Raw genomic sequence first — 23006 nt, forward strand, 5'->3', positions numbered from 1 at the left:
GCCCGGCCCGGGGCGACGAACTCCCCGGGCCGGGCCCTTTCAGATGGTGGCGTCTTCCTCACATATTGGTATCTGCCGCGCCGGCAGGCAGCGGGACGATCACGACGCGGTCGTCGGTCGGACCGGCCGTCCCGGTTTGCTTGTTCACCGTTCCGACCTGGAGCAGTCCGGCCGGGACCGCGGTGAGACGGCCGAGGGCCCCGTACTTCTTGTCCAGGAAGGTCGTCGGTGCCTCGATGCCCGGCTTCTCCTCGGTCGGTGCGTTCAAGAACTGCAGTGCCTGCGTTCTGGTCTGCGACACCACGATCATGCCGCCGACGGCGGCGCAGCCCGCGGTCTCCGGCTTGTCCGGCCACGTCCACAACGTCCGTCCGACACCGGTGGGACTGATGATCTGCAAGCGGTCCTCGGCGGGCGCGCGGTCGGAGAGATACAGCGCGCCGGTGACGACATCGGGGCACAGCGCCGGGTTGGCGCCGAGTCCGGAGGTCAGTACGCGTGGCTGTGTGGTGCCGCCCGATGACAGGTCGGTGACCGAGAGTAGTTTTCCGGCAAGCGAATTGGGGTCGGCTGCCGACTCCGGATCGCCCGCGTCACCGGTCGCGACCAGCAGTTCGGTGGGGCTCTTGAAGTAGATCGTGCCCATATTTCCGGTGGGACCCTTGGGGATACCGACCACGATCGGCTTGGGGATGTCGCCCTCGGCGATCCGGACGACCCGATTGTCGGTTGCCGTGGTGATGTAGGCGTAGACCAACTGGTCTTGCGCGTAGTCGGGGGAGGGCGCGAAGTCGAGCAGACCGCCATCGCCGGAGGCATCGACGTCCAACGACGCGATCTCCGTCGTCGGGCCACCGCGTTTGGTCCGCACGATCCTGCCGGTGACCCGCTCGGCGACCACGGTCGAGGTGGCATCGGCACTGGCCGCGAGGACCCCACTGGTGGCGTCGAGACACGTCGCGATGACCGCCGGGTCGGGGTCGGGACACGGGCCGGGATCGGCGCCCGGGTCGGTCGAGGGGACGCTGGGCTGGGTTTGGGAGGGCTGCTGCATCTGCGGGTTCTGATTTGCCGAGAAATCACCGGCCTCACGGTTGCGGTCCTGCTCGGCGAAACCGTCGTTGCAGCCGGTCACGACCAGGGCCGCCGCCGCGAGCGAGACCACGAGGCGGGCAAGCGCAGGCCGGTGGCGCAGAGTCATGGCGTCCACCCTACTGATTGCGCCCGAACCGGTTGACCGCGAACTGGTCGGCCGTGATGGGCCCGGTGAGCACATCCTTCCGGCGCACAACCCTTAAGGTCGTCTGTGTGACCGAACGAGATTCCGACGGCCAAGGGTCGAGCCCATACGACGAGCCGACCGAGCAGATCGAGTTGCCCCTGACCCGGGCACACGACCCTCGCAGGACGAAGGCCCAGGGGGATACCGGCGAGTACGGCTATGAGCCCTACCGCTCAGCCGGTTTCTCCGACAGTGAGGCCGAGCTCGAGGAAACCGAGCAGATCCCCACCATGCGCAAACGCCAGGCAAACGATCCCTTCCCGGCCGGTATCGCCGACCAGGACACAGATGTGGTGGTGGCCCCGTCGGCCGATGCGCCGTCGTCCAACGCGACAACACGCATCCCGGCCGCGGCGATCGACCGGGACGACTTCCACCGGGAACACGGCCCGCAGCCGCGCTACGACGACGATGACGACTTCGCCACCGGCGGTCCGGCCGAACCGGAACCGGTGGCGCCGCTGGTGACCGAGCTGCCGGCACGTCGCGGCACGCTCGATCTCGGGCTGCTGCTGCTGCGGCTCGGGGTCGGCCTGATCGCGATGGCGCACGGCAGCCAGAAGTTGTTCGGGTGGTGGAACGGACCACGTCTGTCCGGGTTCGAGGACTACCTGATCAACGCGCCGGACACCTCGATCGGCTTCAATTCCGACGCGGCCAAATACCTCGCGGTCCTCGGCGCACTGTCCGAGACCATCGGCGGCCTGATGCTGGTGCTGGGTCTGCTGACACCGGTCGCGGGGTCGGCGGTGCTGGGCGTGATGCTGGTGGCCTCGGCCTACAAGGCAACTCTTGCCGGTGGCGTCTGGTTCTTCGCCTCGGACCCCGACTACGCCGGTGGTGGCATCGAGTTCGAGTTGTTCCTCGCGCTGGCCGCTGCAGCGATCATCCTGACCGGTCCCGGCCGCATCTCCCTCGACTTCGGTCGAGGCTGGGCCACCCGGCCGTTCATCGGTTCGGTGGCGTGGTTGCTCATCGGCATCGCCGTCCCGATCGCCATCTGGTTCGTCTTCAACGGCACCAACCCGTTCGAGTCCCCGGGTAACCCCACCCCCTGACAGCCCGGTCTCAGACCCCCGACGACCGCAAACGAGCCACCTACACGAAGACGAGCCACAAATTTGTGGCTCGTCTTCGTATAGGTGGCTCGTTTGGTGAACCCAGGGGAAAGAAGTGGGGTAGTCGACTACTCCATTCGGGCCGGCGACGGTGGCCGAGACTGTCGGGGGATCGACGAACGGTGGAACAGATGACCACAGAAACCGAACTCTCCGACGCAACCGGCGACACTGTAGAGACGTTTCTCTCGCCGGGGGTGGCCGATCGACTGACCGCGTCGATCGTCGGCACCGGACCGCACGTATCCACGTATTCTCCGGCCACCGGGGAGCATCTGGCGACATTTGCGTTGTCCACTGCCTCAGACGTGGCGACCGCCTTCGCCAGTGCCCGGGCGGCGCAGAAGCGATGGGCACAGAGCTCGGCGCGGGATCGGGTCGCGCCGTTTTCGAGGCTGCATGACCTGGTGCTCGCGAACGCCGACCTCCTCGACATTGTCCAGGCCGAAACCGGCAAATCACGCCTGAGTGCATTCGAAGAAACCGGTGATGTGGCGGGAGTGAGCCTGTACTACGTACGCCACGCTCCCGGATTCCTGGCACCGCGCAAACGCGCCGGGGCCATCGCGGGTGCGACGCGGACCGTCGAACTCCACCAGCCCAAAGGCGTGGTCGGGATGATCGCGCCCTGGAACTATCCACTCGCGCTGTCGATCAGTGACGCGATGCCGGCATTGATCGCGGGCAATGCAGTGGTCCTCAAACCTGACACCCAGACGGCGCGGCAGCGCCCTGCGGGCCCGGGAACTGTTGATCGAATGTGGCCTCGACGGCGAGCTGTTGCAGATCGTGGTCGGCGACCCCGAGACGATCGGGCAGCCCATGATCGACGCCTGCGACCACATCATGTTCACCGGTTCGAGCGCTGCGGGCAGCCGGATCGCCGAAGCTGCCGGCCGTCGACTGATCGGTTGCACGCTCGAACTGGGCGGGAAGAACCCGATGCTCGTGTTGGCCGACGCGGACCTGGACAAAGCGGCCAGAGGTTCTGCGCGAGCGTGCTTTTCGACCGCCGGACAACTGTGCCTGTCCACGGAGCGGTTGTTTGTGTCCGCCGAGGTCTACGACGACTTCATCGCGAAATTGGTCGCCCGGACCGGCCAACTGGTACTCGGCAAAGGTCCGGGATTCGACTACGATGTCGGTTCCCTGATCTCCCAACGTCAACTCGACACCGTCGTCCGGCACGTGGCCGATGCAACAGAGCGGGGAGCGACCATCCTGGTCGGTGGGCATGCACGCCCTGATCTGGGTCCGTACTTCTACGAGCCGACCGTCCTCGAGGGAGTGACACTGGAGATGGAGGTTTATGCCGCGGAGACCTTCGGGCCCGTGGTGTCGGTGTACAAGGTGTCGGACGACGACGAGGCCATCCGACGGGCAAACGACTCGGACTACGGGCTCAATGCCAGTGTGTGGACCAGGGATGCGGAAAAGGGGCGCCGGATCGGCGCCGAAATCCACTGTGGGCTGGTCAATATCAACGAGGGGTACGCCTCGGCTCATGCGTCCAACGATGCCCCGATGGGCGGGATGAAGAAGTCGGGTCAGGGCCGACGACACGGTGAGGTCGGCCTTCTCGAGTTCACCGAACCGCAGACGATCGCCAGTCAGCACTTCATCGAATTCGACCGTCCGCCGCAGATGAGCCCTGAGCGATACATGGCCTTCATCACCCTGGTCTACCGCCTGATGAAGAGGCTGCACCTGAAGTGACCCACGGTCCCCATCGCAAACGAGCCACCTACACGAAGACGAGCCACAAATTTGTGGCTCGTCTTCGTATAGGTGGCTCGTTTGCGGTTTGTGGGGACGCCGCAGGGGGGTCAGTCGACCTTGCGGACCGCGCCTTTGTCGGCCGATGTCGCGAGTTTGGCGTAGGCGCGCAGTGCGGTGGTGACCCTGCGCTCGCGGACCTCACGGGGCTGCCACGGACGTTCGGAGGCGTCCATCTTGGCGCGACGCACGGCCAGGGTCTCGTCGTCGACGAGGACCTCGATCTTGCGGGTCTTGACGTCGATCAGGATCTGGTCGCCGTCCTCGATGAGTCCGATCACGCCACCGGAGGCGGCTTCGGGTGAGATGTGCCCGATCGACAGACCCGAGGATCCGCCGGAGAACCGACCGTCGGTGATCAGGGCGCACTTCTTGCCCATGCCGGTGCCCTTCATGAAGGCCGTCGGGTGGAGCATCTCCTGCATTCCCGGTCCACCGGCGGGACCTTCGTAGCGGACCACCAGGACGTCACCGGCCTGGATCGTCTTGCTCAGGATGGCCTGGACAGCGTCTTCCTGGGATTCGACCACACGCGCCGGGCCCTGGAAGTGCCAGAGGTCTTCGTCGATGCCCGCGGTTTTGAGGATGGCGCCGTCTTCGGCGAGGTTGCCCCGCAGCACGCAGAGTCCACCCTCGACGGTGTAGGCGTGGGCGAGATCACGGATACAACCGCCGGCCGCGTCGGTGTCGAGTGAACTCCACCGGTTGGCCGTCGAGAACGGAGTGGTGGTGCGCACGCCACCGGGGGCGGCATGGAACAGTTCGAAGGCTTCGTCGATGGCCTTGCCGCCGCGGATGTCCCAGTCGTCGAGGAAGGTTCCGATGGTGGGGGAGTGGACCGTGCTCGCGGTGTCATCGATGAGCCCGGCGCGGCGCAATTCGCCCAGGATGGCGGCGATTCCGCCGGCCCGGTGCACGTCTTCCATGTGGTAATCGGAGTTCGGGGAGACCTTCGACAGGCAGGGGACCTTACGGCTGATCTCGTCGATGACACTGAGATCGAAACCGTCGACCTCACCCTCCTGGGCGGCGGCCAGCACGTGCAGAACCGTGTTGGTGGATCCGCCCATGGCGACATCGAGGGCCATTGCGTTGCGGAATGCGGTGGGAGTGGCGATGTTTCGCGGCAGCACCGATTCGTCCTCTTCGTGGTAGTACCGCTTGGCGGCCTCCACGACGACGGTTCCGGCGCGGGTGAACAGGGCGTGCCGTGCCTCGTGTGTGGCCAGCGTCGAGCCATTGCCGGGCAGTGCCAGGCCCAAGGCCTCGGTCAGGCAGTTCATCGAGTTCGCGGTGAACATGCCCGAGCACGAACCGCAGGTCGGGCACGCGGCGAGTTCGACCTCGCGCAGTGCGTCGTCGTCCACGGCATCGTTGGCCGAGGCGGAGATCGAGGTGATCAGGTCGGACGACGGGTGAACCGTGTCTCCGACGACGACGGCCTTGCCTGCCTCCATCGGCCCGCCGGAGACGAACACGGTGGGGATGTTCAAACGCATCGCGGCGTTGAGCATGCCGGGAGTGATCTTGTCGCAGTTCGAGATACACACCAATGCGTCGGCGGTGTGCGCGTTGACCATGTATTCGACCGAATCGGCGATGATCTCGCGGCTCGGCAGGGAGTAGAGCATGCCGTCGTGGCCCATCGCGATCCCGTCGTCGACGGCGATCGTGTGGAATTCGCGGGGCACGCCACCGGCAGCGCGGACGGCCGCGGCGACGATCTCACCGACGTCCTTGAGGTGGACGTGGCCGGGGACGAACTGGGTATACGAATTGGCAATGGCGACAATCGGTTTACCGAAGTCGTCGTCGGTCATGCCGGTGGCGCGCCAGAGTGAGCGTGCGCCCGAGGCGTTGCGTCCGATGGTGGTTGTACGTGACCTCAACTGCGGCATGACTATTGGTTCCTCGCCTATCGACCAGCTCCGACCGGGGCTGCGGTACGGAGAGTTGCGCGGTTCACGCTACTCCGCTGCGCGGCACCGTTTCAAAACGGTGGTCAGGAGGCGTTTTCGTCCGAGCGGCTCTGGTCGGCGGCCGCAGAGTCCGACGCCGCGTACGGGTCCGGGATGCGGCCTCGACTGGCGGCGGACAGTCGGGGCAGGTCCCGGAAGCTGATCGCGGGCAGGGTCAACGTCGATTCGTCCTGCAGTACCGCTCGCACCGCGCCCCACCGCGGGAACTGCAGTCCGGTGATCTGATCCCACGTCGCGCTGTGCGCTCCGCGCAGTGTCCGCGTGATCAGTCCGTCCTCGGTGACGATCGTGCGCAGACGGTGTACCCACACGGCGACGACGACCGGTACCAGCAACGTCCAGCCGAGGTAGGTAAATGAAACCCCGGCCATCACGAGTGCGGAAACGCCCATCATGAAGACGGCGAAATAAGAGATGGGGTGGATGCGGAACTCCGCGGGCAACTCGATTGCTTCTGGCTCAGACACACCTCCATTGTTCCATCACTTGGGAGTGGCCTTCGACGGTCCGCTCCCACCACCGCATCGGTGGCTGCCGGCTGAGCACCTGATCTCATCATGTGGGATCGATCTGGCATGAGTTTGACTCCTCGAACCTGCAGTTCTAGCCTCGTTAATTGTGATGCAGAAACAGATTCTCGTACTCGGCCGGCGCGTCTCCGCCTGACCGGGTACACGAAGTACTCACAAAGCATCGACGCGCCACCCTCGCACAGCACCGCTGTCGGGGGTTTTTTGTTGTCCACCGACGTTGCCGCCCAAGAGTTGCAACGTCTGAGCAGAGGGAAAGTGCAGTGAGCGCACCAACAGCACGCACCCAGCCGGGGCCAGGCCCCCGCGGAACGGGATCGCGCAACACGGGCATCGGCGCACCGGCCGTACCGGCGTCGCAGCAGCGACGTACGGTCGCGCCTGAGCGTGTCAGTGGGGCGCAGGCAGTAGTGCGCTCGCTCGAGGAACTCGGCGTCACGTCGGTCTTCGGCATTCCCGGTGGGGCCGTGCTCCCCGTCTACGACCCGCTGTTCGACTCCAAGCAGGTCCGCCACATCCTCGTCCGCCACGAGCAGGGCGCAGGACACGCCGCCACCGGATATGCGCAGGCCACCGGCCGCGTCGGTGTCTGCATCGCGACCTCGGGTCCCGGCGCCACCAACCTGGTGACCCCGCTGGCCGACGCGCAGATGGACTCGGTTCCGGTGGTCGCCATCACCGGCCAGGTCGGCCGCTCGCTGATCGGTACCGACGCGTTCCAGGAAGCCGACATCTCCGGCATCACCATGCCGATCACGAAGCACAACTTCCTGGTCAGCAGTGGCACCGAGATCGCCAAGGTGATGGCCGAGGCCTTCTACATCGCCGAGAGCGGTCGTCCGGGCGCAGTCCTGGTCGACATCCCCAAGGACATCCTGCAGGCGCAGACCACGTTCTCGTGGCCGCCGCAGATCGACCTGCCCGGCTACCGTCCGGTCACCAAGCCGCACGGCAAGCAGGTTCGGGAGGCCGCGCGGATGATCGCCGCGGCCCAGGCGCCGGTGCTGTACGTCGGCGGCGGCGTCATCAAGGCAAACGCATCTGCCGAACTGCTCGAATTGGCAGAACTGACCGGCGTTCCCGTGGTCACCACCCTGATGGCCCGCGGCGCTTTCCCGGACAGCCACAAGCAGCACCTGGGAATGCCCGGAATGCACGGCACCGTCGCGGCGGTTGCCGGTTTGCAGCGCAGCGATCTGCTGATCACCCTCGGCGCTCGCTTCGATGACCGGGTCACCGGCATGCTCGACTCGTTTGCGCCGGACGCCAAGGTGATCCATGCCGACATCGATCCGGCGGAGATCGGCAAGAACCGTCATGCGGACGTCCCCATCGTGGGCGACTGCAAGTCGGTCATCACCGAACTGATCGAGGCGGTCCGCGACGAGCGTGCCACCACGACCGAGGCGCCGGATCTGAGCACCTGGTGGCGCTACCTCGACGGGGTTCGTCGCACGTACCCGCTGAGCTATGACCGGCCGTCGGACGGCTCGATGTCGCCCGAGTTCGTGATCTCGGCGATCGGCAAAACGGCCGGACCCGACGCGATCTACTGCGCCGGTGTCGGTCAGCACCAGATGTGGGCGGCACAGTTCATCTCGTACGAGAACCCGCGTACCTGGCTGAACTCGGGCGGTCTGGGCACCATGGGCTACGCCGTCCCGGCTGCGATGGGCGCAAAGCAGGGCATGCCCGACGCAGAGGTGTGGGCCATCGACGGTGACGGCTGCTTCCAGATGACCAATCAGGAACTGGCCACGTGTGCCATCGAAGGCATCCCCATCAAGGTGGCCGTGATCAACAACGGCAACCTGGGTATGGTCCGGCAGTGGCAGACCCTCTTCTATGAGGAGCGGTACTCGAACACGAACCTGTCGACCCACAATGCCGATCCGTCACAACGGATCCCGGACTTCGTCAAACTGGCGGACGCCCTCGGTTGTGTCGGACTTCGTTGTGAGCGTGAGGAAGACGTCGACGCCGTGCTGGCGCAGGCGCGTGCGATCAACGACCGGCCGGTTGTGATCGACTTCATCGTCGGCGCCGACGCGCAGGTGTGGCCGATGGTCGCTGCCGGCACCGGCAACGACCAGATCATGGCGGCCCGGGGCATTCGTCCACTGTTCGACGACGACGAGGCCGCATCCACCCATCCCGATGAGATCCACCAGGCGATGAACCGCAGCGTCGAGAAGGGCGAGCAGAAATGACCACCCACCACACGCTCAGCGTGCTTGTCGAAGACCGTCCCGGCGTACTGGCCCGGGTGGCGTCGCTGTTCTCGCGTCGCGGTTTCAACATCGAGTCGCTGGCCGTCGGTGCCACCGAACTCAAGGGTGTCTCGCGGATGACCATCATGGTCTCCGTCGAGGACTTCCCGCTCGAGCAGGTGACCAAGCAGCTCAACAAGCTGATCAACGTCATCAAGATCGTCGAGCAGGACCCCGGCACCTCGGTGGCCCGTGAGCTCCTGATGGTCAAGGTGCGCGCCGACGCATCGGCGCGCGGAGAGGTGATCGAAGTCGTGAACCTGTTCCGCGCCAAGGTGATCGACGTTTCACCCGACTCGATCACCGTCGAGGCGACCGGTACGCAGGACAAGCTCGACGCGCTGTTGAAAATGCTCGATCCGTACGGCATCAGGGAGATCGCCCAGTCGGGCATCGTCGCCCTTGGCCGTGGCCCCAAGAGCATGTCCGCGGCTCGCTGACACAATCTAGACAAACAGAACTGATCCCTGGCCAATGATGGCCGGGAGATTCACCGAAGAAGGGAAGTCAAGTGGCAGTCGAGATGTTCTACGACGACGATGCCGACCTGTCGATCATCCAGGGCCGCAAGGTTGCGGTCATCGGATACGGCAGCCAGGGTCACGCGCACTCATTGAGCCTGCGCGACTCGGGTGTTGAGGTCCGAATCGGCCTCAAAGAAGGCTCGAAGTCTCGTGCCAAGGCCGAGGAAGCCGGCCTGACCGTCGGTACGCCGGCCGAGGTCTCCGAGTGGGCCGACGTCATCATGGTGCTCGCACCGGATACCGCTCAGGCAAGCATCTTCACCAACGACATCGAGCCCAACCTCAAGGATGGCGACGCGCTGTTCTTCGGTCACGGCCTGAACATCCACTTCGACCTGATCAAGGCCCCGGAGTTCGTCACCGTCGGCATGGTTGCGCCGAAGGGCCCCGGCCACCTCGTGCGTCGTCAGTTCGTCGACGGCAAGGGTGTCCCCGCGCTCATCGCGGTCGATCAGGATCCCAAGGGTGAGGGACAGGCTCTGGCGCTGTCGTACGCCAAGGGCATCGGTGGCACCCGCGCGGGCGTCATCAAGACCACCTTCAAAGAAGAGACCGAAACGGACCTCTTCGGCGAGCAGGCCGTGCTCTGCGGCGGCACCGAAGAACTCGTCAAGGTGGGCTTCGAGGTGATGGTCGAGGCCGGTTACGCGCCCGAGATGGCGTACTTCGAGGTGCTTCACGAGCTCAAGCTCATCGTCGACCTCATGTACGAGGGTGGCATCGCCCGCATGAACTACTCGGTGTCCGACACCGCAGAGTTCGGTGGCTACGTCTCGGGCCCGCGGGTCATCGACGCCGGCACCAAGGAGCGCATGCAGGCCATCCTCAAGGACATCCAGGACGGCACCTTCGTCAAGCGCCTGGTCGCCAACGTCGAGGGCGGCAACAAGGAGCTCGAGGCGCTGCGCAAGCAGAACGCCGAGCACCCAATCGAGGTCACCGGCCAGAAGCTGCGCGACCTGATGAGCTGGGTTGATCGCCCGATCACCGAAACCGCCTGATATTCAAGCGAATTCATAGAGAGGCCCCGAACCGTCGGTTCGGGGCCTTTCTGTTGACGTGGGGGCGATTTGTCTGACCCGGACCAGTTGCGCCGGGGCCCGGGGAGTGGGTCAGTAGACCCGGAATCCGTTGACCCCGCGCAGGGGCAGGTCGTCGAGGATCGGCTTGATGTTGGTGCCCGTCTCGGGTCCGATGCAGCCGACGTAGTAGTACGCGTTCACCATGCCGACGAGGCGGTCGCCGACGACGACCGGGCTGCCGGAGTCGCCTTCGAGGACGCAGATCTGGCTGATGTGTTCGACGCCGTCGGCGAACCAGGTGATGCCGCAGGTGTTGCCGGTGGTGCGGCCTTCCTTGCACGCGATCTCCGGGAACTGCGGGGGCGTGGTCTGCACGCTGCGGATGGTCACGTTGCCGACCGTGCGGGTCGGGACGACCTTCTCCGGATCGAAGGCGATGATCGCGTAGTCGAGTCTGTGATTGGAGAATGTGATCCGGCCCAGGACGCCACGGTTCTGGAACTGCTCGGAGGCGACCCGTTGCCCACCTTCGCCGCAATGGCCCGCGGTCAATCCGTAGAGCGCACCGGTGTTGTCGGTGCCGATGGTGGTCAGCGTGCACGCCGACGCGCTGTTACCGCCCTTGAGGATCAGGATTCCCGAGCCTCCGCCCAAGGCCACTTTCGCCGGAGCGGCGACCGCTGCGCCGCCCCCTGTCACCAGAAGTGCAGCCGACGCCAGCGCCACCAGGGCAACCAGCAGTTTCTTCAGCATCAGGTTCCCCAATCATCGGCATGGTTCATCCCGGTTTGTCTCCCCCGAGGCCGTAAATGCCCTACAAGAAACATAGACGTATTCGATCTCTGGGGCGGCATTTCCCTGGTCATTCGGCGGACTGATCCGATTCGTGCAGGTCCGCGCCGGGTTCGTCCTTATACCCGGGGACGGAACGCTGTGGGAGGCAACTAAGCTGGTCGCTGGAGTTGCCACTTTCGCTGGCTCCCGGTATGCGCCGGGCGCTACCCGACCCCAGGAGAAATTACTGTGAGCCCCACCGGCCGCCCAGTCGTCTTGATCGCCGACAAATTGGCACAGTCCACGGTTGCTGCCCTCGGCGAAGATGTCGAGGTGCGCTGGGTCGACGGCCCCGACCGCCCGAAGTTGCTCGAGGCAGTCAAGGACGCCGACGCCATTCTCGTGCGTTCGGCCACCCAGGTCGATGCCGAGGTCCTTGCCGCCGGACCCAACCTGAAGATCATCGCCCGTGCCGGCGTGGGACTCGACAACGTCGATGTCGCAGCTGCCACCGAGCGGGGCGTGATGGTGGTCAACGCACCCACGTCCAACATCCACACCGCCGCCGAGCACGCCGTCAGCCTGTTGCTGTCCGCTGCCCGCCAGATCCCGGCCGCCGATGCCACCTTGCGCCGGCACGAGTGGAAGCGCTCGAAGTTCAACGGTGTCGAGATCTTCGGCAAGACCGTCGGTGTGGTCGGACTCGGCCGGATCGGGCAGCTGTTCGCACAGCGCCTGGCCGCCTTCGAGACCAACATCATCGCCTACGACCCCTATGTGTCCCCGGCTCGCGCCGCGCAGTTGGGTATCGAGCTGGTCACCCTGGACGAGCTTCTCGAGCGCGCCGACATGTTCTCGGTGCACCTGCCCAAGACCCCGGAGACCCTCGGCCTCATCGGTGCCGACGAACTCGCCCGGACCAAGAAGGGTGTCATCGTCGTCAATGCCGCCCGCGGTGGACTGATCGACGAGCAGGCCCTGGCCGATGCCATCAAGACCGGGCATGTGTTCGCCGCCGGCCTCGACGTCTACGCCACCGAGCCGTGCACCGACTCGCCGCTGTTCGAGCTGCCGCAGGTTGTCGTGACCCCGCACCTGGGGGCCTCCACCTCCGAGGCGCAGGACCGCGCAGGCACCGACGTCGCCAAGAGCGTGCGGCTGGCGCTGGCCGGACACTTCGTCCCCGACGCCGTGAACATCACCGGTGGTGCCGTGGACGACGAGGTCGCACCGTGGCTCGAACTCGTCCGCAAGCTCGGTGTCCTCGTCGGCGCCCTGTCGGGTCAGGTTCCGGCCAACCTCAGCGTCGACGTCCGCGGTGAGATCGCCGCGCGCAGCGTCGATGTCCTGGGACTGTCCGCGTTGCGTGGTCTGTTCTCCGCCGTCATCGAGGAGCCGGTCACATTCGTGAACGCTCCCGCGCTGGCCGCCGAGCGTGGCGTCACCTCTGAGGTGACCACCGCGTCGGAGAGCCCGAATCACCGCAATCTGGTGGATGTGCGTGCGGTGTTCGGCGACGGCACCGTGCTCAACGTCGGCGGCACCCTATCGGGTCCGGCCGAGGTCGAGAAGATCGTGAACATCAACGGGCGCAACTTCGACCTGCGTGCCGAGGGCCTGAATCTTGTTGTCTCCTATGGAGATCAGCCGGGTTCGTTGGGCAAGATCGGAACCCTGCTCGGTAATGCCGGCATCGACATCCAGGCCGCCGGTCTGTCGCAGGACGCCGAGGGCGAAGGCGCGACCATCTTGCTGCGCGTGAGCCAGTCGATCCCTGAGACCGTACTCACCGCCATCGGTGAGGCCGTCGGCGCGACCCTCATCAAGCAGGTCGACCTGTCATGAAACTCGCTGTCATTGCCGGCGACGGAATCGGACCTGAGGTCATCTCCGAAGCGCTGGCCGTTCTGGACCACGTCCTGCCGGGAGTCGAGACCACCGAGTTCGATCTCGGCGCCAATCGCTACCACCGCACCGGTGAACTGCTGACCGATGAGGACCTGACCGCGATTCGCGGCCACGACGCAATTCTGTTGGGCGCGATCGGCGATCCGTCGGTCACGCCGGGGATCCTCGAGCGTGGTCTGTTGCTGAACATGCGCTTTGCGCTCGATCATCACGTGAACCTGCGTCCGAGCAAGCTCTACCCCGGAGTCACGTCGCCGCTCGCAGGCAATCCCGACATCGACTTCGTGGTGGTCCGTGAAGGCACCGAGGGTCCGTACACGGGCAACGGTGGTGCCATCCGCGTCGGCACCCCGAACGAGGTCGCCACCGAGGTCAGCGTCAACACCCGGTTCGGCATCGAACGTGTTGTGCGCGACGCGTTCAAGCGCGCACAGGCCCGGCGTAAGCACCTGACGCTGATCCACAAGACAAACGTGCTCACGTTTGCCGGTTCGATGTGGAAGCGCACTGTCGATGAGGTCGCGGTGGAGTACCCCGAGGTCACCGTCGACTACAACCACATCGATGCGGCGACCATCTACATGGTCACCAACCCGGGTCGCTATGACGTCATCGTCACCGACAACCTGTTCGGCGACATCATCACCGACATCGCCGGCGCGGTCAGCGGTGGCATCGGCCTGGCGGCATCGGGCAACATCGACGCCACCGGTACCAACCCGTCGATGTTCGAACCGGTCCACGGCAGTGCCCCGGATATCGCCGGGAAGGGCATCGCCGATCCGACGGCCGCCATCTTGTCGGTGGAGCTCCTGCTGCGACACCTCGGCCACGACGCCGAGGCCGACCGGATCTCCCAGGCGGTCGCCGCCGACCTGGCCAGCCGCGGCGAACTGCCGGTCGACACCAAGGAGATCGGTACCCGGATCCGCGCAGCCCTCGGCTGATCCCGCCCACCCCGAACTCGCTCCGCTTCCCGGCGTTCGCTCCTGTTGCAACAACTGGAGCAGTCGCCGGAAGCGGAGCGAGTTTGCGTTGGGGGGTTATTCGGGTGTCGAGACCGACGGTGTGCGTTCCTCGTCGGGGGGAACCAATCCGATCGCGGCGGCGGGCGCTGCGGCCGCGAGCAGGAATGCGGCCGGATACCCGAACGCCGCGATGGCCATGCCGAACAGTGGCGTGGACGCGGCCATCCAGAGGTATTGACCGGTGTTCTGGACCGCCAGGGCGCGGCCGCTCCACTCCGGCCCCGAGAACTCGGCGATGGCGGTGAACGCCAAACCGTTGTCGGCCACCGTGATCACGCTCGCGATCACCATGATGGCAGCGGCAGCGGGACTGTTGCACCAGTCGGAGAACGCGAGCAGGCCCATCGATGCGGTGGCGCCGATCGAGATCAACCGGATCGGTTTGGTGCGTGTGCCCCAGACGTCGGACCATCGGCCGGCGCCGATGCGACCGGCGGCGCCCAGGAGCTGACTGATCGTCACCAGGACGCCCGCGGTCATCGGTGACCAATCGTGCGCAACGATCAGCCAGGCCGGCACAAAGGTCCACAGCATGCCCTGGGGGACGCACAGCAGAATGCTCACTCCGTGAATGCGCGGCAGGAACTGGCTACCGCGATACGGATTCGACGACATGGCGACGGAGGTGCCGGAGGTCGATGGCCGATTCGGGTCGGCGACCACAACCAGGACGAGCACGGCCGCGATGATCGTGACAATCAGAGGAATCACCAGTCCGGTTGTGACGCCGAACTTTTCGGACAGGACCGGGATGGTCAGGGCGCAGACACCGATGCCCAGTGGTTGCGCCGTCTGCCGGATACCCATTGCGGTGCCGCGTTTCTCGGGTGAGAACCATCCGACGACGATGCGGCCGCCGGCGCCGTTGGTTGCGGCCGAAGTGATACCGGCGACCAACAGTGCCAGGCCCAGGACGGACTTGGGCGCATCCCACATGTTGGCCAGGCAGGCCGCGGTCATGGCGACGACGGTGGAGGTCAGTGACAGCAGCAGGATGCGGCGTTCGCCGAACCGGTCGAGGGCGATACCCCAGGCGTAGGTCGACAACAGGAGTCCGAAGGTTGGGGCCGCGGCCAAGGTTGACGCCTCGGTCAGCGACATCCCTTCGGAGCGGTGCAGTTCCGGGATGAGAAATGCGACACCGCTGACGACGCAGGTGGTTGCCATCGCGGACAAGAGGGAGGCGCAGAGCATCGCCCAGCGGCGGGCATCGGTGGGCATTGCGCGACCTCCTCGCGATGGTCTCAGTATATGAAACCGAGCGTCCACATAGTAGAACCGCGACTTTGTTGTTGCCAACCGCGACTCCCGACAGTTGGGACGGTTCCGGTGCGATAGTCTGGCGGTCATGCGACTAGGTCGAATTGCCAGCCCTGATGGGGTTGCTTTTGTCAGTATCGAAGGCGACGGCGACGCCGCCACAGCTCGTGAGATTGCCGAACATCCCTTCGGCACGCCCACGTTCACCGGCCGCAGTTGGCCGCTCGCCGATACCCGCCTGCTGGCGCCGATCCTGGCGAGCAAGGTGATCTGTATCGGTAAAAACTATATGGCGCATGTGCAGGAAATGGCCGGAGACGAAGCGCAGCGGAGCTCGACCAGTTCGGTTGTGGAGGCACCGGAGAATCCGGTGATCTTCATCAAGCCGAACACCTCCATCATCGGACCCGGTGTGCCGATCCTGCGTCCGAAATCGTCGGACCGGGTGGACTTCGAGGGTGAACTCGCGATCGTGATCGGCCGACCGTGCCGCGATGTGAAGGCGGCTGCGGCGAAGGACGTCATCCTCGGCTACACGATCGGCAACGACGTGACCGCCCGCGATCAGCAGAAGGCCGATGGGCAGTGGACGCGCGGCAAGGGCCACGACACGTTCTGTCCGCTCGGCCCGTGGATCGAAACCGACATCGATCCCGCCGATCTCGAGATCCGCACCGAACTCAACGGTGAGGTCAAGCAGCGCAGTCGCACCAGTCTGATGCTGCACGACGTCGGGGACATCGTCGAGTGGATCAGCGCCGTGATGACCCTGTTGCCCGGCGACGTGATTCTCACCGGCACGCCCGAAGGCATCGGTCCGATGGTCGCCGGCGACACGGTCAGTGTGACCGTCGAAGGCCTCGGTACGTTGACCAACCCGGTCGCCGATCGGGGCTAGCAGATGCGTCCGCAGCCGAAAACAGCTCAGGTCAACGGAATCTCGCTCAGTTACGAGGACTCGGGAACGGGTCCGCTGGTAGTCATGGTGATGGGCAGTGGCAGCCCGGGCCGGGTCTGGAAAGCTCATCAGCAGCCGGCGCTGGTCAAGGCGGGTTACCGCGTCGTCACGTTCGACAATCGCGGCATCGCACCGTCGAGCGAATGCGCCGAAGGATTCACCATCGACGACATGGTGGCCGACACCGCCGCACTGATCGAGTTCCTCGGCGGTGGGCCGGCGGCCGTGATCGGCACCTCTCTCGGTGCGAAAGTGACCCAGGAACTGGCGTTGGCGCGTCCGGATCTCGTCCGGTGCGCGGTGATGATCGCGACATACGGTCGCAGTGGGCCACTGCAGCAATGGATTTCCGAGGGGGAGCGGGCGCTCTACGATCAGAAGATCACCCTGCCCTCCCACTTCCATGCGGCGATCACCGCCCACCTCAATCTTTCTCGGCACACACTCGACAACGACACCGCGGTGCGGGACTGGCTCGACGTGATCGAGTTCTCGGGCCAGACGGTGACCCCGGGCATGCGGGCACAGCTCGGCCTGCACGACGGCGAGAGCGATCGGCTGGCCGCGTATGCCGGGATCAGCCGTCCGTCGTTGGTGATCGGATTCGCCGACGACCGTACGTTGCCACCGCATCTGGCTCGTGAGGTCGCCGACGCGATACCCGGTGCGCGGTATGAAGAAGTGGCGAAGGCCGGGCATTACGGTTACCTCGAGCAACCAGGTGAGGTCAATGCACTCCTGGTCGAGTTCCTGGGGCAGCGCAGCGCCTGAGGGTGAGGGGTAACAGCGACGCTGTTACCCCCGCGTAATCTGGGCGTATGAGTCAATCGCAGGTCCGCGTCCGTTTTTGTCCATCTCCGACCGGCACCCCACATGTCGGGTTGGTGCGTACCGCGTTGTTCAACTACGCCTACGCCCGACACAACGGTGGTGCGTTCGTGTTCCGGATCGAGGACACCGATGCCGCGCGGGACAGCGAGGAATCGTATGCCGCGATCCTCGACGCGCTGCGCTGGCTGGGATTGAACTGGGATGAGGGCCCGGAGGTCGGTGGCCCGCATGAGCCCTATCGCCAGTCGCAACGCAAACCGCTGCATCTGGATGCGGTCGCCAAACTCCTCGACGCCGGTGAGGCGTACGAGGCGTTCTCGACTGCCGAGGAGGTCGAGGCGCGGCACAAGGCGGCCGGCCGCGATCCCAAGCTGGGCTACGACAACTTCGATCGCGATCTCACCGAGGAACAGAAGCAGGCCTACCGCGACGAGGGTCGGACCGCCGTCGTCCGCCTCAAGATGCCCGACCGCGACATCTCGTGGGACGACCTGGTTCGCGGAACCACCACCATTCCGGCTGGGACGGTGCCGGACTTCGCACTGACCCGTGGCAACGGAGATCCGTTGTACACCTTGGTCAATCCGGTCGACGACGCGCTGATGGACATCACCCACGTCCTGCGTGGTGAGGACCTGCTGTCGTCGACGCCGCGTCAGATCGCGCTGTACGAGGCTCTCATCCGCGTCGGAATCGCAAGCCGGACACCCGAATTCGGTCACCTCCCGTTTGTGATGGGGGAGGGCAACAAGAAGCTGTCGAAGCGCGATCCGCAGTCGAGTCTGTTCCACCACCGCGACCGCGGATTCATTCCGGAGGGCCTGCTGAACTACCTGGCACTGCTGGGCTGGGGCATCGCCGACGATCACGACATCTTCACCCTCGACGAGATGATCGCCGCATTCGACATCTCGAAGGTGAACTCGAACCCCGCGCGTTTCGACCAGAAGAAGGCCGACTCGATCAACGCCGAGCACATCCGCCGGCTTGCACCGGAGGACTTCGCGCAGCGGTTGCGCGACTTCCTCGTCCACCACGGTCAGTTGAGCGAACCGGTGGACGAGGCCCAGTGGGCCGTGGTCGCCGATCTGGTCCAGACCCGCATCCAGGTCCTCGGGGACGCCTGGGGGCTCATCGCATTCCTCTACGTGTCGGATGACGATTTCACGATCGACGAAGCGGCGGCCCGTAAGAACCTCGGAGCCGATGCGGCCCCCGTTCTGGACGCGACCATCGAATCGCTGTCGGCATTGCCTCAGTGGACGACTGAGGCCATCGAAAGCGCCCTCAAGGAAGCGTTGGTGGAACGGCTCGAGCTCAAACCGCGTAAGGCATTCGGTCCGGTTCGGGTCGCCGTGACGGGGTCGCACATCAGTCCGCCACTGTTCGAGTCGATGGAGCTCCTCGGCGCCGAGCGGAGCCTGGCCCGGCTGCGGGCAGCACGCGCGACAATCGCCTAAAAAAGTGCCTCTGACCTGGCGATTACAGGTTGAGGCAAATGGTTTGATAATCTCTTTCTCGTTGCTTTTCCAGCCGCCACAAGCGACTGGGAGAGCAGCGAATGGGGTATGGTGTAATTGGCAACACAGCGGTTTCTGGTACCGCCATTCTAGGTTCGAGTCCTGGTACCCCAGCGACAACAGAGTTAAAAAACTGTGTCAGTTCTGGCCCCGTCGTCTAGCGGCCTAGGACGCCGCCCTCTCAAGGCGGTAGCGCGGGTTCGAATCCCGTCGGGGCTACAACAAGATCAACCCTTCTCCTGCATTGCAGGGGGAGGGTTTTTCTCTGTCCGGACCTCGACCCCGGGGTTGGACACTCCGGGAGTCGACGGGCAGCATGGACCGATGACCAAGAAGACGACGAAGAACGAGTTGCTCGCCGATCTGGACCTCGAGATCGAGTCGGTGTCACCCGATATGCCGTCGCCCGAATCGCAGCCCGCCAGTGCCGCGCAGGGCCGGGAACGGCATCGCACACTGACCGAGTGGCGGGAACGGGTGGCGGCCGCAGCCGAGGGCGACCCGATCATCGAGGAGATCGCAGCGCAGCTCGACAGCTGACGCCCACCGACCGCCCGCGGACGACGAAGAGCAACGGCCCCCACATCCGATCGGATGTGGGGGCCGTTGCCCGTTCGGAACTTCAGGAACCGGTCTCGCTCACGAACCCTGCTCGCTCAGGAATGCCGCCGTGGTCCCGGCGAGCGGTACTTCGGGTAGTCCGAGCTTGCGGTGGTCCCAGCTGCGTACGCGGTCGGTCTTCACGCGGATCGCCACCCGCTTGTTCATCATCTGGTCGACGTACGGCCGCATCTCTTCGGTGTAGGGGCCGTTGTACCGTTCCCACACACTGATACCGCACATCAGGATGGAGTCCGGATCGTCGAGGATCTCGGCGGTCCCGTCGATCGACACACCGCGCAGCTCGTTGTACGTGAGACCGGCCTCGATCATCACGGTGCAGACCGGATTGCGGCGGATGTTCACGGCTTTCTGTGATTTCGCCTTTGTCTCGAACCAGATCTCGCCGTCGATGACGCCGTACCACATGGCCACCAGATGGGGACGTCCCGCGGCGGACACCGTTGCCATCGTGGCGGTGCGGTTGCGGACGATGAAGTCGTCGATCTCATCGTCGCTCATCACGATCTTGCTGCGCTCGTTCGTTCCCATCGGCTACCTTTCGCGTTTCCTGCCGGGAGCCGCGAAGGCCGGGCAGGTCACTGTCTTTCGGTGATGTGACTTTCGATACCCCACCCTAGAGCCGTTTGTTGATTGCCTCTGCCGCGGCCAACAGATCCGCCGCCCACCGTGAACCCGGACGTCGTCCCATCCGGTCGATCGGACCGGAGACGGAGATGGCCGCGATGACCTCGCCCGCGTTGTCGCGGACCGGGGCCGAGATGCTCGCCACACCCGGCTCGCGTTCCCCGATGCTCTGTGCCCATCCACGGCGGCGGACCTCGAGCAGTGTCCGTTCGCTGAAGCCGTTCTCACCCAGCAGGAGCCGGGCGGTGGCCGGGTCGGCCCAGGCGAGCAGGACCTTGGCCCCGGATCCGGCGTTCATCGGCAGGCGGGCACCGACCGGGACGGTGTCCCGGAGTCCGGAGGGCGGTTCGATGGCGGCGACGCAGATGCGGTCGGCGCCCTCTCGGCGATAGAGCTGCACACTTTCGCCGGTGATCTCCCGCAGTCGGGGCAGAATGAGTGCGGCGGCCTCGCGCACCGTGTCGGTCGCTCCGGCGGCGAGCTCACCGAGTGCCGGGCCCGGGCACCACAATCCGGAAGTGTTGCGCGCCAACAGGCGGTGGGTTTCGAGTCCGACGGCGAGGCGGTGCGCGGTCGCACGCGGCAATCCGGTCCGTATGCACAGCTGGTTCAGGTTGCACGGCCCCTCGGCGACGGCGTGCAGAACGGCGACGGATTTGTCCAGAACACCGATCCCACTGGCTACTGCCGATGCGGTATCATTTCTCACAGGTCGATACTATGCTCTCGCATACTGAGATGCCAGCCCATCTCATCGGAAGAAGAAACTTGGTGATCATGATGACCGAACGTCCAATGACCTTGGCCGAAAAGGTTTGGGAAGAACATGTTGTGGTGCGCGGCGAAGGAGAAGGTGTGGGCCGCAAGCCCGACCTGATCTACATCGATCTGCATCTCGTCCACGAGGTGACCAGTCCTCAGGCATTCGACGGCCTGCGACTGGCGGGTCGTCCGGTGCGACGCCCCGACCTGACGATCGCGACCGAAGACCACAACGTGCCCACGATGGACATCGACAAGGTGATCGCCGATCCCATCTCGCGTCTGCAGGTCGACACGTTGCGCAGGAATTGCGAAGAATTCGGAATCCGGTTGCATTCCATGGGGGATGCCAGTCAGGGCATCGTCCACATCATCGGGCCGGAACTCGGTCTGACGCTGCCGGGTATGACCGTCGTCTGTGGTGACAGTCATACCGCCACCCATGGTGCTTTCGGCTCTATCGCCATGGGCATCGGTACATCTGAGGTCGAACACGTGTTGGCGACCCAGACGCTTTCGCTGCGGCCGTTCAAGACGATGGCCATCAATGTGGACGGTGAATTGCCGCCCGGTGTCACTGCCAAAGACCTCATCTTGGCGGTCATCGCACAGATCGGAACCGGCGGCGGCCAGGGTTATGTGCTCGAATACCGCGGCCCGGCCATCGAGAAGCTGTCGATGGAGTCCCGAATGACCGTGTGCAACATGTCGATTGAAGCCGGTGCTCGCGCCGGACTTATTGCACCCGATGACATAACCTTCGAATACGTCAAGGGTCGCCCGCATGCACCGACCGGCGCCGACTGGGATGCCGCTGTGGAGAACTGGCGTCGGCTCCGCACCGACGAGGGCGCGGTCTTCGACGCAGAGGTTCATATCGACGCGAGCAAGCTGACTCCTTTTGTCACCTGGGGAACCAACCCGGGGCAGGGTCTGCCCCTGGGTGCTTCGGTGCCCGACCCGACCAAGATGGCCGATGCCGCAGAGGCAGAGGCGACCGAGAAGGCTCTGCGGTACATGGATTTGACGCCGGGCACGCCGCTGCGGGAGGTCGAGGTCGACACCGTGTTCGTCGGCTCGTGCACCAACGGGCGGATCGAGGATCTGCGTGCAGTTGCCGAGGTCCTGTCCGGTCGTCACGTGGCCGAGGGCATTCGGATGCTGATCGTGCCCGGGTCGGCGCGCGTGCGCCTACAGGCCGAAGCAGAGGGACTCGGCGACATCTTCGAGGCGGCCGGCGCGGAGTGGCGGCAGCCCGGTTGCTCGATGTGTTTGGGAATGAACCCCGATCAGCTCGCACCCGGCGGACGGTCCGCGTCGACCTCGAACCGCAATTTTGAAGGGCGGCAGGGCAAAGGAGGCCGAACTCACCTCGTCTCACCGGCAGTGGCTGCCGCCACTGCGATTCGAGGACGCCTCAGCGCCCCGACCGACCTGACCGATTCAGTTCCCGCGGTCTGAGCGCGGACGAGAAGGAGTATTGAACATGGAACCGATCAGCATCCACACCGGAATCGGCGTTCCGCTTCGCCAGGGCAACGTCGACACAGATCAGATCATCCCGGCGGAGTTCCTGAAGAGGGTGACTCGCACCGGATTTGAGGACGGCCTGTTCGCCGGCTGGCGCGCGGACCCGGGCTTCATCCTGAATGTGGAGCCGTACAACCACGGATCGGTCCTGGTGGCAGGCCCCGACTTCGGTACCGGATCGTCCCGCGAGCATGCGGTCTGGGCGTTATCGGACTTCGGTTTTCGGGTCGTGATCTCGTCCCGGTTCGCCGACATCTTCCGCGGCAATGCCGGAAAAGCCGGGTTGGTGGCCGCGCAGGTGGACCAGTCGGACGTCGAACTGATCTGGAAGCGCCTCGAGGAGCAGCCCGGGCTGGAACTGACGGTGAGCCTTGAAGATCAGACGGTCACGGCAGCGGACCTAGTGGTGCCCTTCGCAATTGATGAGTACACGCGGTGGCGTCTGATGGAGGGTCTGGACGACATCGGATTGACATTGCGGCAGGTGGAGGCCATTTCCGAGTATGAAAAGGCAAGGCCCGTATGGAAACCGAAGACCCTGCCGGAGCCCGTGTCGGGGCGCTGACGGAGGGTGCGGCTGTAACCTGTTAGACGGCTTACCTTTCGCCACGCCGGGCGAATTTGGCGTGGATCGTGGACCTTTTGCGATTTGACGTTTACCGTGTTCATTTAGATGGCCCAAAGTG

At 65.0% G+C, this 23006-nt stretch carries 20 protein-coding genes, 2 tRNA genes and 1 pseudogene; 16 read left to right on the top strand and 7 right to left on the bottom strand.

Translation table 11 applies throughout. The annotated features are described in order from the left end of the window. Positions 1-58 precede the first annotated feature (58 nt). The gene (locus AC51GT_RS01380; RefSeq protein ID WP_496327620.1) at positions 59-1201 is read right to left on the bottom strand and encodes a PQQ-dependent sugar dehydrogenase; all 1143 of its coding nucleotides are present in this window, start codon (positions 1199-1201) and stop codon (positions 59-61) included. A 107-nt stretch (positions 1202-1308) separates the two neighbouring features. On the opposite strand from AC51GT_RS01380, the gene AC51GT_RS01385 reads away from it, so the two are divergent. The 3 genes and pseudogenes from AC51GT_RS01385 to AC51GT_RS01395 all read left to right on the top strand — a co-directional run bounded on the left by AC51GT_RS01385 (position 1309) and on the right by AC51GT_RS01395 (position 4116). Continuing rightward, entirely contained in the window at positions 1309-2340 is a 1032-nt protein-coding gene (locus AC51GT_RS01385; RefSeq protein ID WP_496327621.1) for a DoxX family membrane protein, read from the top strand. Positions 2341-2531: 191 nt separating this feature from the next. Then, a pseudogene (locus AC51GT_RS01390) lies at positions 2532-3062 on the top strand (aldehyde dehydrogenase family protein); the annotation flags it as partial. A 25-nt stretch (positions 3063-3087) separates the two neighbouring features. Continuing rightward, positions 3088-4116, top strand: coding sequence for an aldehyde dehydrogenase family protein (locus AC51GT_RS01395; RefSeq protein ID WP_496327622.1), 1029 nt, complete (start codon positions 3088-3090; stop codon positions 4114-4116). Positions 4117-4226: 110 nt separating this feature from the next. Here the strand turns inward: AC51GT_RS01395 and ilvD are convergent, their stop codons facing one another. Further along, a complete protein-coding gene (gene ilvD / locus AC51GT_RS01400) occupies positions 4227-6074 on the bottom strand; it encodes a dihydroxy-acid dehydratase (RefSeq protein WP_496323604.1) in 1848 nt (615 codons plus the stop codon). A gap of 104 nt (positions 6075-6178) precedes the next feature. Then, positions 6179-6622 (bottom strand): PH domain-containing protein, encoded by a 444-nt coding sequence (locus tag AC51GT_RS01405; protein WP_496327623.1) that lies wholly within the window; start codon positions 6620-6622, stop codon positions 6179-6181. A gap of 326 nt (positions 6623-6948) precedes the next feature. Here AC51GT_RS01405 and AC51GT_RS01410 point away from each other — a divergent pair, with 326 nt between their 5' ends. The 3 genes from AC51GT_RS01410 (at position 6949) to ilvC (ending at position 10480) form a co-directional block, all read left to right on the top strand. Beyond that, complete coding sequence (locus AC51GT_RS01410; protein ID WP_496327624.1) at positions 6949-8895, top strand: acetolactate synthase large subunit; 1947 nt, start codon at positions 6949-6951, stop codon at positions 8893-8895. Then, positions 8892-9395, top strand: a complete 504-nt coding sequence (gene ilvN / locus AC51GT_RS01415; protein WP_496323607.1) for an acetolactate synthase small subunit — start codon at positions 8892-8894, stop codon at positions 9393-9395. The genes AC51GT_RS01410 and ilvN overlap by 4 nt, the downstream gene beginning before the upstream one ends. A gap of 83 nt (positions 9396-9478) precedes the next feature. Then, positions 9479-10480 carry a ketol-acid reductoisomerase gene (gene ilvC, locus AC51GT_RS01420; RefSeq protein WP_496324094.1) on the top strand — a complete coding sequence of 334 codons (1002 nt, stop codon included), beginning with the start codon at positions 9479-9481 and terminating at the stop codon, positions 10478-10480. 111 nt (positions 10481-10591) lie between these two features. Here the strand turns inward: ilvC and AC51GT_RS01425 are convergent, their stop codons facing one another. Then, positions 10592-11254 (bottom strand): chymotrypsin family serine protease, encoded by a 663-nt coding sequence (locus tag AC51GT_RS01425; RefSeq protein WP_496327625.1) that lies wholly within the window; start codon positions 11252-11254, stop codon positions 10592-10594. A 270-nt stretch (positions 11255-11524) separates the two neighbouring features. On the opposite strand from AC51GT_RS01425, the gene serA reads away from it, so the two are divergent. Together serA and AC51GT_RS01435 are read left to right on the top strand one after the other, a co-directional pair. Next, entirely contained in the window at positions 11525-13120 is a 1596-nt protein-coding gene (gene serA / locus AC51GT_RS01430) for a phosphoglycerate dehydrogenase (protein WP_496323609.1), read from the top strand. Further along, the gene (locus AC51GT_RS01435; protein ID WP_496323610.1) at positions 13117-14130 is read left to right on the top strand and encodes a 3-isopropylmalate dehydrogenase; all 1014 of its coding nucleotides are present in this window, start codon (positions 13117-13119) and stop codon (positions 14128-14130) included. Before serA ends, AC51GT_RS01435 begins: the two co-directional genes overlap by 4 nt. Before the next feature lie 96 nt (positions 14131-14226). Here AC51GT_RS01435 and AC51GT_RS01440 read toward each other — a convergent pair whose 3' ends face one another. Continuing rightward, on the bottom strand, positions 14227-15432 hold the full coding sequence (locus AC51GT_RS01440; protein ID WP_496327626.1) for an MFS transporter: 1206 nt from the start codon (positions 15430-15432) through the stop codon (positions 14227-14229). A gap of 127 nt (positions 15433-15559) precedes the next feature. Here AC51GT_RS01440 and AC51GT_RS01445 point away from each other — a divergent pair, with 127 nt between their 5' ends. From AC51GT_RS01445 to AC51GT_RS01470, 6 genes are all read left to right on the top strand, one after another. After that, positions 15560-16369: a fumarylacetoacetate hydrolase family protein gene (locus AC51GT_RS01445; protein WP_496323612.1), complete on the top strand. Its 810-nt coding sequence runs from the start codon at positions 15560-15562 to the stop codon at positions 16367-16369. A gap of 3 nt (positions 16370-16372) precedes the next feature. Then, on the top strand, positions 16373-17200 hold the full coding sequence (locus tag AC51GT_RS01450; protein WP_496323613.1) for an alpha/beta fold hydrolase: 828 nt from the start codon (positions 16373-16375) through the stop codon (positions 17198-17200). 47 nt (positions 17201-17247) lie between these two features. Then, positions 17248-18720, top strand: coding sequence for a glutamate--tRNA ligase (gene gltX, locus AC51GT_RS01455; RefSeq protein ID WP_496327627.1), 1473 nt, complete (start codon positions 17248-17250; stop codon positions 18718-18720). Between the two features lie 102 nt (positions 18721-18822). Continuing rightward, positions 18823-18894 (top strand) — tRNA-Gln (locus AC51GT_RS01460). A 32-nt stretch (positions 18895-18926) separates the two neighbouring features. Continuing rightward, positions 18927-18999 (top strand) — tRNA-Glu (locus AC51GT_RS01465). Between the two features lie 105 nt (positions 19000-19104). Further along, complete coding sequence (locus tag AC51GT_RS01470; RefSeq protein WP_496327628.1) at positions 19105-19320, top strand: hypothetical protein; 216 nt, start codon at positions 19105-19107, stop codon at positions 19318-19320. 99 nt (positions 19321-19419) lie between these two features. Here AC51GT_RS01470 and AC51GT_RS01475 read toward each other — a convergent pair whose 3' ends face one another. Together AC51GT_RS01475 and AC51GT_RS01480 are read right to left on the bottom strand one after the other, a co-directional pair. Then, positions 19420-19932, bottom strand: a complete 513-nt coding sequence (locus AC51GT_RS01475; protein WP_496327629.1) for a pyridoxamine 5'-phosphate oxidase family protein — start codon at positions 19930-19932, stop codon at positions 19420-19422. Positions 19933-20017: 85 nt separating this feature from the next. Beyond that, complete coding sequence (locus AC51GT_RS01480; protein ID WP_496323617.1) at positions 20018-20737, bottom strand: IclR family transcriptional regulator; 720 nt, start codon at positions 20735-20737, stop codon at positions 20018-20020. A gap of 71 nt (positions 20738-20808) precedes the next feature. Between AC51GT_RS01480 and leuC the strand changes: the two genes are divergently transcribed. Together leuC and leuD are read left to right on the top strand one after the other, a co-directional pair. Further along, positions 20809-22251: a 3-isopropylmalate dehydratase large subunit gene (gene leuC, locus AC51GT_RS01485; RefSeq protein ID WP_496323618.1), complete on the top strand. Its 1443-nt coding sequence runs from the start codon at positions 20809-20811 to the stop codon at positions 22249-22251. 25 nt (positions 22252-22276) lie between these two features. Then, complete coding sequence (gene leuD, locus AC51GT_RS01490) at positions 22277-22885, top strand: 3-isopropylmalate dehydratase small subunit (RefSeq protein ID WP_496327630.1); 609 nt, start codon at positions 22277-22279, stop codon at positions 22883-22885. Positions 22886-23006 lie beyond the last annotated feature (121 nt).

The organism is Williamsia sp. z34 (assembly GCF_059553395.1).